Origin of the sequence: Streptomyces marokkonensis (assembly GCF_039539045.1) — a bacterium.
Taxonomy (GTDB): Bacteria; Actinomycetota; Actinomycetes; order Streptomycetales; family Streptomycetaceae; genus Streptomyces; species Streptomyces marokkonensis.
Map to the genome: position 1 here is coordinate 1 of NZ_BAABCQ010000191.1, position 14,319 is coordinate 14,319.

The following is a 14,319-nucleotide window of genomic DNA, read 5'->3' on the forward strand; positions in this document are numbered from 1 at the left end:
AGCCATGGAATCTGGGGTATTTCATGTCCCATCGCAGTAAATCATCTGGTAAAGGGCGAAGCTTCCTTATCATTACGTCTGTGGTGGTCCTCCTGGCTGCCGCCGGTGCGGCCGCCTACCGATGGTGGCCGTCGGAGGAGGAACCCGCGGCCCTGACCGTCCGCTACCGCACCGAAGGCGCGGCGGTGACGGACGCCGCCAAACCCTGGCTGGAAGTCATCAACACGTCCGGCAAGACGGTGGACCTCGCCGACGTCACCGTCCGATACCACTACACCGCCGACGACGGTGCTCAGTTCGCGGCGAACTGCGTGCAGACGTCTCTCGACTGCTCCAAGGTCACCCTGCACACGGCCGCCGCGCAGAAACCCGGTCCGAAGGCCGACCGCCATCTGGACATCGGCTTCACGGGAGGGGCCGGCACCCTGAAGCCCGGCGGGACGACCCAGGCGATCGGGCTCCAGCTGTACCGCGTCGACCACAAGAAGCTGGACCAGTCGGACGACTACTCGTTCGACGCGGAGAAGACGGCGTACCAGGAGTCCGAGCGGGTCACGGCCTACCTGGACGGCGCCCAGGTGTGGGGCGAGGGCCCCGGCGGTGAGACCACGGGGTCCGGGCGGCGCGCGAACGCGGGGGCCCCTGCCGAAGCGACGCGGCCGCCCGCTGAACTCCTCTTCGACGACTTCGCCTACACAGGCCCCGAGGACCCGTCGCTGGCCGCCAACGGCTGGGAGGTGCGCAGCGGCAAGGGCGGCCCGGGCGTCGAGGACTCGTGGTCCGCGAAGGGGGTCACGTTTCCCGCCGGCGAGAAGGGTGAAGGCGGTCAGGCCGTTCGACTGGAGGCCCGTACCGATGGCACCTCGAAGGGAACGGTGCAGTCCGAGTTCCACACCGCACGTCCGGTGTTCCGCGAGGGTACCTTCGTCGCCCGCGTGCACTTCAGCGACGAACCGGCGAACGGCCAGGACGGTGATCACATTTCCCAGTCCGTCTTCGCCATCTCGCCGGACCACAGGTCGAAGAAGTACAGCGAGCTCGACTACGAGTACATGCCGAACGGCGGCTGGGGTCGCTACGGCCCGATTCTCGACACCACAAGCTGGCGCAGCAGCGATCTGGGCGACCGGGTCACCGAGCCCCATCAGCTGAAGCTCGGTGGTTGGCACACGCTGGCCATGACGGCGGCCGATGGCAAGGTCACCTACTCGGTGGACGGCAAGGTGCTGTTCACCAGTGGGAAGGCGTACGTCCCGCGCGAACCGATGAGCATCAACTTCAGTAACTGGTTCGTCGACCTCCCCTTCAAGGGGGAGCGCTCCTGGGCGATGAAGGTCGACTGGGTGTACTTCCGGTCCGGTCAGGTGGTCGCCCCCGACGACGCGGCGAAGGCCGCGGCCGGCTTCGCCGCCGCGGGCACGAGGCACGTGAACACGCTCGCGGGGAACGGCTGAGCGGGAACGGCTGAGCGGGAACGGCTGAGCGGGAACGGCTGAGCGGGAGTGACCGAGCGGGAGTGACCGAGCAGGAGTCACCGAGCGGGGGTACCGGCGGCGGCGGTCAGCCCGCCTGGGCCGCCGCCGACGCCTGGGCCTCGCCGCGCCGGCGGATCTGCCGGAAGGTGAACTCGGCCAGGTCGTCGCCGGCCCGGAACACCTCCGTGGACTTCTCCGTCACGTCCTTGCCGTTCGTGAGACCGGCGACGGTGAAATAGGCGTAGCGGCCGTAGGAGTTGGTGGTGGAGCGGCAGACGGCGCCGGTGCAGAAGGACTTGACGCCGCCGCCGGACAGGGAGCGCACGATGCTCTTCTTGTCGACCTGCTGCTTGGCCTTGGCGGCCTGCGCCTCGGTGTCGAAGACGGCCACGCCGACCGTCACCGCGGTGTCGCCCTCGGTGTACGTGACGCGGAGCAGCCGGGTGCAGTCATGGGCGTCCAGGACCTTGGGCAGTGTGCCCTGGGCGGCGGAGCCGCAGGTGCGGGTGTCGGCCGTCGGACCCTTCTTGTAGACCGTGTCGCCCATGGTCAGCTGGGTGCCGGGGAAGAGCAGGTCGGGACTGAGCGCGGCCTTGTCCTTCTTGGCGCTGGAAACGAAGTCCTTCGGGTCCAGCGGAGGCGGGGCGCTGGTCGGGGCGAACGACGGGGTCGTGGCCGACGCGCTGGGTATGTCCGCCGTCGCGGGCAGCTGAGAGGAGGGGCCGTCGGACGCCTGGTCGGAGCCGTTCGCCGAGACCACGGCCACGGCGACGGCGCCGGCTATCGCCACGGTGGCCAGGGCGCCGCCGCCGATGAGGAACAGACGGCGCCGCTTGGCCCGGGCCTCCGAGGCCTCGGCGAGAGCCGCCCAGTCGGGAGAGGCACCCGCGTCGCCACCGTTCCAGGGCTGCTGCTGCTGCTGGTGCTGCGGCTGCTGCGACGGCTGCTGCGATTGCGGTTTCCAGGGATCCCACTGCGACTGAGGTCCCCCCTGCCCAAAGCTCATGGGCCGCATCTTAGACGGGCCGGATGGCGTGCTGGTGCGCGTCCGGTGCCTCCGCAGCGCCTAGCGTTCCGGTCATGCGGACGGGCAAAAGCGACATCTCCGGGTGGTTGGTGCGGCCTGCGGGCGGGGCCGCGTGGGCGGCGCTCGTGGCGGTGCTGGCGGCCTGTGCCGTGCATGCCGGGCGGGTGACCTCGGACGGCGGTATGGACAACGCGATCGTCGTGCGGGCCGCCCGCACCTGGCTGGCCGGCGGCTCCCCGTACGACGATCCGCACTTCCTCTACCTCCCGAGCGCGGTCCTGGCCGCGGCTCCGCAGGCGCTGCTGCCCGGCGCCGTGCTGCGGGTGCTGGTGCCGTGCGCGGTGACGGTGCTGCTGGCGCTGGCCTGGGGCTGTGCGCTGCGGCTGCACCGGGTGCCGCTGCGCAGCCGGCTGGCCGTCCTCGGGCTGACCGGGCTCGCGGTGGGCTTCGCGCCGTTCGGGCACCTGGTGCGCCTCGGCAACTGGACGGTGACGGCGGCGGTGGCCCTCCCGCTGGCGCTGCTGCTGGCGAGCCGGGGCCGATGGACGGCGGCGGGCGCCGTCATCGGGGTGGCCGTCGCACTGAAGCCGCTGCTCGCGCCCGTCGTCCTTCTCTTCCTGTTCGCCGGCCGGTGGCGGGCGGTGGCGGCGACCGTCCTGGTGCCCGCCCTGGCCTCCGGCACGGCGGCCCTGGCGATGCCCGACCCGGCCGGCTTCTTCACCCGCACCCTGCCCTTCCTGTTCCACGGCGACGACGGTTTCGTACGGCTCTACGAGGCGTCCCCGGCGGCCGTACTGCCCCGGCTCGGGGTGCCGGGGGTGATCGCCCAGGGGCTCGCGACGGCCGGGGCCGGCGCCGGGACGCTCTGCGCCTACCTGCGCTGGCGCCGTGCCGACCCCGGCCCGCTGCGGCTCGCGGAGACCGGCGCGGGCCTGATGCTCTCGGCGTTCCTCGTCTCCCGGCCCTCCTACGACCACTACCTCCTGGTCGCCCTCCCCCTGCTGCTCGCCGGGCTGCCGTACGCCGGTTCGGTGGCCCGCGGTGCGTGGTTCTGGGTGGCCCTGGTGCCCCAGGTGCCTGGGCTGACCTGGCCCTGGCTGGAGTCGGAGCGGCGACGGGCCTTCAAGGACGCGTTCACACTGTGCGTCCTGGCGGCCACGGTCGCCCGGCGGGCCCCGGCCGGCGGGGCGGACCCCGGTGATCACTCGGACTCCGGTGGTCGCGTGGACTCCGGTGACCACTCGGACGCCGGGCGTCCGCCGGATCCCGCGCGGGCTCCGGCGGTCCCGTGATGAGCCGATGACGGCCCCGTTCCGAGCCGGTGACGGCCCCGTTTTGACCCCGCTATGGGGGGCCGGGTATTCTGCACAGTCGTATGTGTATTGGCTTGCTCATTCTCACGTGAGGGGCCCTTACACCGGTCCACCGGGACCGATGACCAGCGATCTGCACGCGGTTGCGTCACCGCAGTGCGGTCAGGGCTGTCGTGATCGTCTTCGGTGGCCATGTCAGGACCACTCACTGAAGAAGCGAAGGCTACGAACCGTGCGTACGTACAGCCCCAAGCCCGGCGATGTGACGCGCCAGTGGCACGTCATCGACGCCCAGGATGTCGTCCTGGGTCGTCTGGCCACCACTGCGGCCTCCATCCTGCGCGGCAAGCACAAGCCGATCTACGCGCCCCACGTCGACACCGGTGACTTCGTCATCATCATCAACGCCGACAAGGTGCACCTCTCCGGCAACAAGCGGACCCAGAAGATGGCGTACCGCCACTCCGGCTACCCGGGCGGTCTCCGCTCGGTGCGCTACGACGAGCTGCTGGACAAGAACCCGGAGAAAGCCGTCGAGAAGGCCATCAAGGGCATGCTCCCGAAGAACTCCCTGGGCCGTCAGATGCTCTCGAAGCTGAAGGTCTACAAGGGTGACCAGCACCCGCACGGCGCGCAGCAGCCGCAGCCGTTCGAGATCACCCAGGTCGCGCAGTAGTTCCGGCCACCCCCTAAGACTGAACAGAATCTGAGGAGCATCGTGGCCGAGACCACTGCCGAGCAGCCGCTCGAAGAGATCGACATCGACAGCTACACCACCGAGTCCGAGGTGCCCGTCGAGGGCGAGTACACCTCGGAGTCCATGGCCTCCGCGTTCGGCGAGCCCCAGCCGGCCGCCGGCCTGGGCCGTCGCAAGAACGCCATCGCCCGTGTCCGGATCGTCCCGGGCACCGGCAAGTGGAAGATCAACGGCCGCACCCTCGAGGACTACTTCCCGAACAAGGTGCACCAGCAGGAAGTCAACGAGCCCTTCAAGGTGCTCGAGCTGGACGACCGTTACGACGTCATCGCCCGCATCGCCGGTGGCGGCGTCTCCGGCCAGGCCGGTGCGCTCCGTCTCGGTGTCGCCCGCGCCCTGAACGAGGCCGACGTGGACAACAACCGCGGCGCCCTCAAGAAGGCCGGCTTCCTGCGCCGCGACGACCGTGCGGTCGAGCGGAAGAAGGCCGGTCTGAAGAAGGCCCGCAAGGCTCCGCAGTACAGCAAGCGCTAAGTCGCACCCGGCTGTACTCCGAACGCCCCGGCGGCACGCCACTGTGCTGCCGGGGCGTTCGTCTATCCCCGTCGTTGGGCGTATAACGACACAAGACGTTCAGGTTCTCAGACGTTCAAAGGCTTGTGTGATCGTATGGCCGGGCAGCGCGTGCCCAGGTCCACGGGAGCCGACTGCGTGGGCCGCACTCATCGACAGCCGCTTCCGGAATTGACGTTTCCTCAGGAGGACAAGTGGGACGACTCTTCGGCACGGACGGCGTGCGCGGTGTCGCCAACGCGGATCTGACGGCCGAGCTGGCGCTGGGCCTCTCCGTCGCCGCGGCGCACGTACTGGCCGAGGCGGGCACCTTCGCCGGGCACCGGGCGACCGCGGTGGTCGGACGGGATCCGCGCGCCTCCGGGGAGTTCCTGGAAGCCGCCGTGGTCGCGGGCCTGGCCAGCGCCGGCGTGGACGTGCTACGGGTCGGCGTGCTGCCGACGCCCGCGGTCGCCCACCTCACCGGCGCGCTCGGCGCCGACCTCGGCGTGATGCTCTCCGCCAGCCACAACGCCATGCCCGACAACGGCATCAAGTTCTTCGCCCGCGGCGGCCACAAGCTCGCCGACGAGCTGGAGGACCGCATCGAGTCCGTCTACGCCGACCATCGCACCGGCGCCCCCTGGGACCGTCCGACCGGTGCCGGCGTGGGCCGGGTGCGGGACTACGACCAGGGGCTCGACCAGTACGTCGCCCACCTCGTCGGTGTCCTTCCGAACCGCCTCGACGGACTGAAGATCGTCCTCGACGAGGCGCACGGTGCCGCCTCCCGGGTCTCGCCGGAGGCGTTCGCCCGGGCCGGCGCCGAGCTGGTCACCATCGGCGCGGTGCCGGACGGCCTCAACATCAACGACGGCTGCGGCTCCACCCACCTCGACCTGCTCAAGGCCGCCGTCGTCGAGCACGGCGCCGACCTCGGCATCGCCCACGACGGCGACGCCGACCGCTGCCTGGCCGTGGACCACACCGGTGCGGAGGTGGACGGCGACCAGATCCTCGCCGTGCTCGCACTGGCGATGCGGGAGCGCGAGGCGCTGCGTTCCGACACCGTCGTCGCGACGGTCATGTCCAACCTGGGCTTCAAGCTGGCGATGGAGCGCGAAGGCATCCGGTTCGCGCAGACCGGCGTCGGCGACCGGTACGTCCTGGAGGAGATGAAGGAGCACGGCTACGCCCTCGGCGGCGAGCAGTCCGGCCACGTCATCATCCTCGACCACGCCACCACCGGTGACGGCACGCTGACCGGCCTGATGCTGGCGGCGCGCGTCGCGCAGACGGGCCGTACGCTCCGGGACCTCGCGTCCGTCATGGAGCGGCTGCCGCAGGTGCTGATCAACGTGCCCGACGTGGACAAGTCGCGGGTGACGACGTCCGCGGAGCTGGCGACCGCCGTCACGGAGGCCGAGCGGGCGCTGGGCAGCACCGGGCGGGTGCTGCTGCGGCCGTCGGGGACCGAGCCGCTGGTGCGCGTGATGGTCGAGGCCGCGGACATCGAGCAGGCCCGGTCGGTGGCCGGGCGGCTGGCCGACGCGGTGAAGTCGGCACTGGGGTAGTTCCCCGGGGCTCGGGCCCCTGGCTCGGGCCCTTCGACGCTCGGGGCGCTCTGGCGTGGCTTCCCTACCCGGCGTTGTCCGGCTTCGTGAGCCGGTCGCGTTGGGTGGCCCACAGGGCCTTCTGGGCGAGCAGCGTCAGGGTGCCGGCCAGGACGATGGCGGACAGGTTCAGCAGGAGCTGCTCGGCGGCGCCCACCGTCTGCCCGGCCTGGCCGAAGCTCAGGGCCACGGCCGCGTTCGCGGCGGCCGGGACCGTGGTGACGGAGATGGCGACGCCGATCAGCGTCCCGGACTTGGCGGAGGTCAGGGAGAGCGTGCCCGCGGCCCCGGCGAGGAGGGCGACGGCGAACGAGACGGCGTCGGGGGCGTAGACGAACCCGGTGTTGGGCCGGTCGGCCTCCAGCCCGGCCTCGCTGAACTCGCCGAACGCGCTCATCACCCGGCTGAACACCACCGTGACCACGATCGCCGCCGCGAAGCCCACCAGCAGGGCGGTCGCCGAGCGCAGGGCCAGTCGCGGCGCCCGTTGCACGATCGCGGTGCTGATGCCGGCCAGCGGACCGAACTCCGGCCCGACCGCCATCGCGCCCACGATCAGGATCGGGTTGTCCTGCATCACACCGCAGGCCGCGATCATCGTGGCGATCGTGATGAAGGCGACGTAGGTGATCGACAGGGTCGACTCCTCGCTCGTCGCCTCCTCCAGTTCCTCCCACAGCACCGCGTCGGCGGGCTCGCCGGGAGACTCCCGCTCCGCCTTCTCCGAGTGTTCGGACACCGACAGGTCGATGGTGTCGGCGGTGATGGCACCGCTGCGGCCGATACCCAGCCGCTCCAGGCCCTTGACGAGCTGGTCGCCGCTCTCGCGGGCCACGTGGCACGTGACGACGTCGCCGCCCTCGGGATCGCGTGCCACGCCCGGCAGGACCACCAGGTGCGAGGTGCCGACCGTCCGGTCGATCAGGTGGACCACCTCGTCGGTCCGGTCGGCCGGGGTGATCAGGCGCAGACGGAGCATGGCGGCAGAGTAGCCGCGCGGAGCGCACGGGCAGGGGCGCCACGTGCTTCCCGCCACCATCGGTCTGTGCTCGTCACCGAGCCCGCGAGCACCGCTGTTTCAGGACACCTTGGCCAAAGTGAGTGGGCGCGGCGGCACCGGCGTTTCGGTCACGGGCGCGGAGCAGGGGGCACCGCGTCAGAGTTTGCGCAGGCTCAGCCGCTGCACCTTGTGGTCGGGCCCCTTGCGCAGGACCAGGGTGGCCCGGCCCCGGGTGGGGGCCACGTTCTCCACCAGGTTGGGCTTGTTGATGGTCCGCCAGGTGGTGCGGGCGTAGTCGAGGGCCTCCGCCTCCGACACCTGGGTGTACTTGCGGAAGTACGAGGAGGGGTTCTGGAACGCGGTCTCGCGCAGCTTGCGGAAGCGGTTCAGGTACCAGCGCTCGATGTCCTCGGTGCGGGCGTCGACGTACACGCTGAAGTCGAAGTAGTCGGCGAGACCGACCCTGGTGCGGCCGTCCTTGCCGGGCAGTGCGGGCTGGAGCACGTTGAGGCCCTCGACGATGAGGATGTCGGGGCGGCGGACGACGAGCTTCCGGTCCGGGACGATGTCGTAGATGAGGTGGGAGTAGACCGGCGCGGTCACCTCGGCCTTGCCCGCCTTGATGTCGGCGACGAACCGGGTCAGCGCCCGGCGGTCGTACGACTCGGGGAAGCCCTTCCGGGACATCATGCCGCGGGCCTGGAGCTCTTTGGTGGGCAGCAGGAAGCCGTCGGTCGTGACCAGCTCCACCCGCGGGTGCTCGGGCCAGCGGGACAGCAGCGCCTGGAGCAGGCGGGCGACGGTGGACTTGCCGACCGCGACCGAGCCGGCGACCCCGATGACGAAGGGGGTGCCGGACTGCGAACCCTGTTCGCCGAGGAAAGTGTTCAGCGCGCCGCGCAGACCGTCCGCGGCGCCGACGTAGAGGTTGAGGAGCCGGGACAGCGGAAGGTAGATGTCCCGCACCTCGTCGAGGTCGATGACGTCGCCGAGGCCGCGGAGCTTCTCCACCTCCTCGGCGGTGAGGGGCAGTGGCGTCTTGTCGCGCAGCGCGCTCCACTCGGGGCGGGTGAGGTCGACGTAGGGAGTCGCCTCCGGCCGCTGCCGGTGGGCGCTCCTGGGTATCGAGGAGACCGGTGAGATCACAGTCCATTGTTAACGGAGTTCGAACGGGGCGGCAGGTGGGCTGTGTCACGCCGGCGGTACCGCCGTGGCCGAGGGTTCGCCCGGGCGCCCCGTCGAGGTTACGTTCCGGTACCGGGTGGCCGATTATCGATCACTTGTGTGATTGCGTATGTACCGTGCACAACGCCGAGCGGAATCGGCCCGTCGGTGTCGACATACCTCGACACGACCCGACGCAGCGCTGACAGAGCACCGACACGGCTCTGACGCAGCACTGCTTGGCACCGACACAGCACTGACTAGCACCGACACCGCACCGACGTAACGACGAAAGAGTGCCGACGTGAGATCGACCGCTGTTCGCCGCACCGCCCTCGCGGCTTCCGCCGCCGCCCTGACCCTGCTCGTCACCGCCTGCGGCGGGTCGTCCGACGACGGTGCCGATGACGCCAAGGCCAAGTCGGACCAGTCCGCTCCGGCGGGTGACGAAAAGACGGAGTCGGAGCAGGCCGCCCCGGCGGGCGACGCGCTGAGCGCCGCCGATCTGGAGAAGGTCGCCCTCGCCCAGGCGGACGTCAAGAACGGGGAGGTCACCACCGAGATCCCGGCGGACGAGGACGTCGACAAGGACAAGGTCTCGACGGACGACAAGGCCTGTCTGCCGCTTGCTTTCGCTCAGGCCGCGGTGGCTCAGGGTGAGCCGGGTGCCGAGGTGAAGCGTTCCTGGCAGGGCCAGACGGACACGCTCTCCAAGGGCACGGGCCCGGACGGCCAGGACATGACCGAGACCCAAGTGAACATGATCAGGCTGAACGTCGCCTCCTACGCGGGCGACGGCGCCGAGAAGGCGCTGACGGAGCTGAAGACGGCCGCCGAGAAGTGCGCCGGCGGCTTCACCGCGAGCTTGGGCAGCGACAAGGGTCGGATCGCCGAAGTCACCACGACCGCCGCCCCCGAGGGCGGGGACGAGGGTCTCGCCCTCACCCTCGGCATGGACATCGGCAAGGAGGCCAACGCGCCCATGAAGGTCGTCGTGGTCCGCAAGGGCGCCACGATCGCCTCCTTCGCCGCCGCCAACCTCTCCTCCATGGTGAGTGGCGCGGACTTCGAGGTCCCCATGGACGTCGTGGACGCACAGGTCGCCAAGCTCGGCTGACGCCGGGCACGCCCGCGATGTTCGTACCCCGGTGGGAATTTCCGATTTCGGGCACCGGGGACCGGTTCGTGTCCCGGCTTATGACTGTTTCTGATCGTAGGCTGCCGTTCATGTGTGGAATCGTGGGATATGTGGGGTCGCAGTCGGCGCTCGATGTAGTGATGGCCGGGCTGAAGCGACTCGAATACCGGGGATACGACTCGGCGGGCGTGGCCGTGCTCGCGGACGGCGGCCTCGCCACCGCCAAACGCGCCGGAAAGCTCGTCAACCTGGACAAGGAGCTGTCCGAACGGCCACTGCCCGCCGCCGTCACCGGCATCGGCCACACCCGCTGGGCCACGCACGGCGGACCGACCGACGCCAACGCCCACCCGCACCTCGACAACGCGGGCCGGGTGGCCGTCGTCCACAACGGCATCATCGAGAACTTCGCCCCGCTGCGGGCAGAGCTGGCGGAGCGCGGCCACGACCTGGACTCCGAGACCGACACCGAGGTCGTCGCCCACCTGCTCGCCGAGGAGTTCTCCGCCCGCACCGACCTCGCCGAGGCGATGCGGCAGGTGTGCCGGCGGCTGGAGGGCGCCTTCACGTTGGTCGCGGTGCACGCGGACGCGCCGGACGTGGTCGTGGGCGCACGCCGCAACTCGCCGCTCGTGGTGGGTGTGGGGGAGGGCGAGTCCTTCCTCGCCTCGGACGTGGCGGCCTTCATCGCCCACACCCGGGACGCCGTCGAGCTGGGCCAGGACCAGGTCGTGGAACTGCGCCCGGGGGGCGTGACGGTCACCGGCTTCGACGGCAGCCCGGCCGACGTCCGCTCCTACCACGTCGACTGGGACGCATCGGCCGCCGAGAAGGGCGGCTACGCCTCCTTCATGCTCAAGGAGATCGCCGAGCAGCCGAAAGCGATCGCCGACACCCTGCTGGGCCGCATCGACGGCTCCGGCACACTGAGCCTGGACGAGGTGCGCATCCCGGCGGAGGTGCTGCGGGAGGTCGACAAGGTCGTCGTCGTCGCGTGCGGTACCGCCTTCCACGCCGGGCTGATCGCCAAGTACGCCATCGAGCACTGGACGCGTGTCCCCTGCGAGGTGGAGCTGGCCAGCGAGTTCCGCTACCGCGACCCGATCCTCGACCAGCGGAGCCTGGTCGTCGCGATCTCCCAGTCCGGCGAGACCATGGACACCCTGATGGCCCTGCGCCACGCCCGCGAACAGGGCGCGCGGGTGCTGGCCATCTGCAACACCAACGGCTCGACGATCCCCCGCGAGTCCGACGCGGTCCTCTACACGCACGCCGGCCCGGAGGTCGCCGTCGCCTCCACCAAGGCCTTCCTCACCCAGCTGGTGGCCTGCTACCTGGTCGCCCTGTACCTCGGACAGGTGCGGGGCACGAAGTACGGCGACGAGATCCGCGACGTCGTCCGCGACCTCTCCCGCATCTCCGGCGCCGTCGAACAGGTCCTGGAGACGATGACGCCCGTCCGGGAACTGGCACGCTCCCTCGCCCACAAGAACACGGTGCTGTTCCTGGGCCGGCACGTCGGCCACCCCGTCGCCCTCGAAGGCGCCCTCAAACTCAAGGAACTGGCGTACATGCACGCCGAGGGCTTCGCGGCGGGCGAGCTGAAGCACGGGCCGATCGCGCTGATCGAGGAGGACCTGCCGGTCGTCGTGGTCGTCCCGTCCCCACGTGGCCGCTCCGTCCTCCACGACAAGATCGTGTCCAACATCCAGGAGATCCGGGCCCGGGGCGCCCGCACCATCGTCATCGCCGAGGAGGGCGACGAGGCGGTCGCCCCCTACGCCGACCACCTCGTCCGCGTCCCGGCGACCCCGACGCTCCTCCAGCCGCTGGTGGCGACGGTCCCGCTCCAGGTCTTCGCCTGCGAACTGGCGACGGCCCGGGGCAACGAGGTGGATCAGCCCCGGAACCTGGCGAAGTCGGTGACGGTGGAGTGAGCGGGCTTCAGGGCGTCGAGGAAGGCGGCGAAGGTCCCGGCCGGGAAGGTGAGGACTGTTCCGTCAGGGACCTTCGAGTCTCGTATGAAGACGTGAGCGGGACGGGACGCCATCTCGACGCAGTTGTTGCCGTCGCCGCCGCCCGAGTAGGACGACTTCCGCCAGTTGCCGAGGGTGGTCACGGGGCGCCTCACAGCTCCTTGGTCAGCCTGTGGATGAAGTCGCGCGAACGCTCGGGATCGAGTGACGCGGACTTCATTCTACGGAAGAGCGTTCGAAAGACGTCGAGTTGAGCCTCTGAGTCGACGAACACCGAGCCGTGAGGCGCGTCTCGCACGGCGGTGTCCAGTCTGGGCACCGCGCCACCCGCCAGCATCACGGTGGACCAGGTCGCGCCGAAGCCGTCCAGGTCGAACGGGATGACTCGCACGGTGATGTTGCCCGCTTCCGAGAACTCCAGGACGCGGGTGAGCTGAGCGCGGGAGAGGGCGCGGTCGCCCACCCTGATGCGCAGGGCTGCCTCGTGAATGACCGCTTCGTACGAGGTGGGGGTGCCCCCCTCCAGAGCCGACTTGCGTCGCATGCGGTGCTGGACGCGCGACTCAAGGTCCACCTGTGGGAGTTCAGGAACTCTGGAGGCGAATGCGGCGCGGGCGTAGTCGTCCGTCTGGAGCAGCCCGGGAATGAACAGGAACTCCACGTCCTGCCGGAAGGTGGCGTGGTGTTCCAGCTCGGCGATGTCCAGAAACGGCGTGGGCAGCACCCCGCGATACTCCTCCCACCACCCCCGGGACCGGTCGGTCGCCATGACCGTCAGTGCGTCGATCAGCTCCTGGTCCCGGCAGGCGTAGTTGGCTGCGAGGCGACGTAGCCGCGCTTCACTCACGCCCGTGAGCCCCGCTTCGATGTGGCTGATCTGGGTGTGCCCCACCCCGAGGAGGGTTGCTGCTTCGCCGGCAGCGAGCCCCGCTGCTTCCCGGAGTCTGCGTAGCTCGACCGCCAGGCGCATCTGACGTGCCGTGGGTTCGCGCCGCAGAGGCATCGATTGCTCCTTGATCCAACGCGCCTGGTGACGCGACTCGTTCGGGGGGAAGATTACGCGACCCGCTTGTCCCGCATCACATCTTAGGCCTACTGTCCGTGACGCGCCGCACACTCTACGGAATGCCGGGTTGCCGGAAGCGCACCGCTTCGTCCTGTCGTGACGGGCGCGGCAATGACACCGGTCACCACTCACAAACACTCACAGCCGAAGAGGAGTTGCCGCATGCCCGAGAACAACTCGTGGGAGTACTCCCTCTACATCTCGAACGACCCCCGCGCCGGCACCGTCTGCCGCCGCACCCTCCGCCTCGTTCTCACGATGCACGGCCTGATCGGCATGGTCGACGTCGCGGAGCTGCTCGCGACGGAGCTGGTGTCCAACGCCGTACGGCACACCAAGGGGCCGGCCGCCCTGCGGGTGCGCTGGTCGGGGAACGGCGTGCTGCGGATCGGCGCCTGGGACGTGGACCCGACCCCGCCGGAGCCGCCGCTCCCCTTCGAGCGCGCCCTGGACGCCGAGGAGGGGCGGGGCCTGGCCCTGGTGCGGTCCTGCGCCGACGTGTGGGGCTGGCAGCCGCTGGCCCGGGAGGGGAATCGCGGCAAGTACGTCTGTGCGAACTGGGTGCTGCGGCGCGGACGGCGTGAACGTTTCCTCGCCGCTCGAAAGAGTGAACGCATCCCGATCACATGAAAATCCCGCCCTACTCCCGAAATAGGTTGCGCGCATGGTCACATCCACCCACGAGACCTCGCACCGGATCTTCCAGGATCATCCGGAGGTTCTCGCGCCGATCTTCGAGGCGTTGGGCATGCCGCCGCCCGCCAAGGCGGAGATCGAGCTCATGACTCCCGACGCCACGGAGCTGAAACCGCTTGAGCGCCGTGTGGACACGGTGCTGAAGGTCGAGCCGTCCGACGGGGAGAGCTTCGTGCTCGCCGTCGAGGCCCAGACCCGTAAAGCCGCTGACAAGGCAGTCAACTGACCGTACTACGTAGCGTACTTGCGGGCGAAGTTCGGCCTTCCGGTACTGCTCGTCGCGGTCTGCCGCAACCGGTCCACGGCGGCCTGGGCCGCCGGGCCCTTCGAATGCCGGGTCGGGCCCTGGGAGTCCCAGGTCACGCGCCCGTTCGTGCTGGGCCCGGACAGCGTTCCGGAAATCAGTGACGAAGCGGTCGTGGCGCGAGAGCCGGCGCTTGCGACGTTCTCCGCCATCGTGCACAGCGAAAGCGGGGACATCGACGCCATACTGCATTTGCTGGCCCGTGGAATGCGGTCGTTCGACAAACCCACAGCCAAGTACTGGTCGGAACTGCTGGAAGTGGGCCTGGAGGACACTCCGGCCCGAGAGACATGGAGGG

13 protein-coding genes and 2 pseudogenes are annotated in these 14,319 nt (G+C 70.0%); 10 read left to right on the plus strand and 5 right to left on the minus strand.

The window, feature by feature from the left end; translation table 11 throughout:
* Positions 1–80: 80 nt before the first annotated feature.
* A complete protein-coding gene (locus ABEA26_RS31260; protein WP_345596852.1) occupies positions 81–1,454 on the plus strand; it encodes a cellulose binding domain-containing protein in 1,374 nt (457 codons plus the stop codon).
* Between the two features lie 106 nt (positions 1,455–1,560).
* Here the strand turns inward: ABEA26_RS31260 and ABEA26_RS31265 are convergent, their stop codons facing one another.
* Complete coding sequence (locus ABEA26_RS31265; RefSeq protein WP_345596854.1) at positions 1,561–2,481, minus strand: hypothetical protein; 921 nt, start codon at positions 2,479–2,481, stop codon at positions 1,561–1,563.
* A 74-nt stretch (positions 2,482–2,555) separates the two neighbouring features.
* Here ABEA26_RS31265 and ABEA26_RS31270 point away from each other — a divergent pair, with 74 nt between their 5' ends.
* The 4 genes from ABEA26_RS31270 (at position 2,556) to glmM (ending at position 6,638) form a co-directional block, all read left to right on the plus strand.
* Positions 2,556–3,794, plus strand: coding sequence for a glycosyltransferase family 87 protein (locus tag ABEA26_RS31270; RefSeq protein ID WP_345596856.1), 1,239 nt, complete (start codon positions 2,556–2,558; stop codon positions 3,792–3,794).
* A 253-nt stretch (positions 3,795–4,047) separates the two neighbouring features.
* Positions 4,048–4,491: a 50S ribosomal protein L13 gene (gene rplM / locus ABEA26_RS31275; RefSeq protein ID WP_003974239.1), complete on the plus strand. Its 444-nt coding sequence runs from the start codon at positions 4,048–4,050 to the stop codon at positions 4,489–4,491.
* 42 nt (positions 4,492–4,533) lie between these two features.
* Entirely contained in the window at positions 4,534–5,046 is a 513-nt protein-coding gene (gene rpsI / locus ABEA26_RS31280) for a 30S ribosomal protein S9 (RefSeq protein ID WP_345596857.1), read from the plus strand.
* 233 nt (positions 5,047–5,279) lie between these two features.
* Positions 5,280–6,638 (plus strand): phosphoglucosamine mutase, encoded by a 1,359-nt coding sequence (gene glmM, locus ABEA26_RS31285; RefSeq protein ID WP_345596859.1) that lies wholly within the window; start codon positions 5,280–5,282, stop codon positions 6,636–6,638.
* A 64-nt stretch (positions 6,639–6,702) separates the two neighbouring features.
* Here the strand turns inward: glmM and ABEA26_RS31290 are convergent, their stop codons facing one another.
* Positions 6,703–7,656 (minus strand): DUF389 domain-containing protein, encoded by a 954-nt coding sequence (locus ABEA26_RS31290; protein WP_345596861.1) that lies wholly within the window; start codon positions 7,654–7,656, stop codon positions 6,703–6,705.
* Between the two features lie 177 nt (positions 7,657–7,833).
* A complete protein-coding gene (gene coaA, locus ABEA26_RS31295) occupies positions 7,834–8,823 on the minus strand; it encodes a type I pantothenate kinase (protein WP_345596862.1) in 990 nt (329 codons plus the stop codon).
* A 322-nt stretch (positions 8,824–9,145) separates the two neighbouring features.
* Between coaA and ABEA26_RS31300 the strand changes: the two genes are divergently transcribed.
* Together ABEA26_RS31300 and glmS are read left to right on the plus strand one after the other, a co-directional pair.
* Entirely contained in the window at positions 9,146–9,958 is an 813-nt protein-coding gene (locus ABEA26_RS31300; RefSeq protein WP_345596864.1) for a hypothetical protein, read from the plus strand.
* 110 nt (positions 9,959–10,068) lie between these two features.
* Positions 10,069–11,916 carry a glutamine--fructose-6-phosphate transaminase (isomerizing) gene (gene glmS / locus ABEA26_RS31305; protein ID WP_345596865.1) on the plus strand — a complete coding sequence of 616 codons (1,848 nt, stop codon included), beginning with the start codon at positions 10,069–10,071 and terminating at the stop codon, positions 11,914–11,916.
* Here the strand turns inward: glmS and ABEA26_RS31310 are convergent.
* On the minus strand, positions 11,877–12,110 hold the full coding sequence (locus ABEA26_RS31310) for a DUF397 domain-containing protein (protein ID WP_345596867.1): 234 nt from the start codon (positions 12,108–12,110) through the stop codon (positions 11,877–11,879). The two genes, glmS and ABEA26_RS31310, sit on opposite strands and share 40 nt — an antisense overlap.
* Positions 12,107–12,958: a DUF5753 domain-containing protein gene (locus ABEA26_RS31315; RefSeq protein ID WP_345596869.1), complete on the minus strand. Its 852-nt coding sequence runs from the start codon at positions 12,956–12,958 to the stop codon at positions 12,107–12,109. Before ABEA26_RS31315 ends, ABEA26_RS31310 begins: the two co-directional genes overlap by 4 nt.
* A 225-nt stretch (positions 12,959–13,183) precedes the next feature.
* On the opposite strand from ABEA26_RS31315, the pseudogene ABEA26_RS31320 reads away from it, so the two are divergent.
* The 3 genes and pseudogenes from ABEA26_RS31320 to ABEA26_RS31330 all read left to right on the plus strand — a co-directional run.
* Positions 13,184–13,605 (plus strand): annotated as a pseudogene (locus tag ABEA26_RS31320) (ATP-binding protein).
* Between the two features lie 80 nt (positions 13,606–13,685).
* Positions 13,686–13,943, plus strand: a complete 258-nt coding sequence (locus ABEA26_RS31325; RefSeq protein WP_345596875.1) for a hypothetical protein — start codon at positions 13,686–13,688, stop codon at positions 13,941–13,943.
* An 18-nt stretch (positions 13,944–13,961) separates the two neighbouring features.
* Positions 13,962–14,319, plus strand: a pseudogene (locus ABEA26_RS31330) (hypothetical protein); the annotation flags it as partial.

Bases quoted from the DNA above. Each gene is read 5' to 3' on its own strand.
- ABEA26_RS31270 (WP_345596856.1), top strand. From the start codon at position 2,556: ATGCGGACGGGCAAAAGCGACATCTCCGGGTGGTTGGTGCGGCCTGCG.
- ABEA26_RS31315 (WP_345596869.1), bottom strand. From the start codon at position 12,958: ATGCCTCTGCGGCGCGAACCCACGGCACGTCAGATGCGCCTGGCGGTC.
- ABEA26_RS31265 (WP_345596854.1), bottom strand. From the start codon at position 2,481: ATGAGCTTTGGGCAGGGGGGACCTCAGTCGCAGTGGGATCCCTGGAAA.
- glmS (WP_345596865.1), top strand. From the start codon at position 10,069: ATGTGTGGAATCGTGGGATATGTGGGGTCGCAGTCGGCGCTCGATGTA.
- ABEA26_RS31290 (WP_345596861.1), bottom strand. From the start codon at position 7,656: ATGCTCCGTCTGCGCCTGATCACCCCGGCCGACCGGACCGACGAGGTG.
- ABEA26_RS31325 (WP_345596875.1), top strand. From the start codon at position 13,686: ATGGTCACATCCACCCACGAGACCTCGCACCGGATCTTCCAGGATCAT.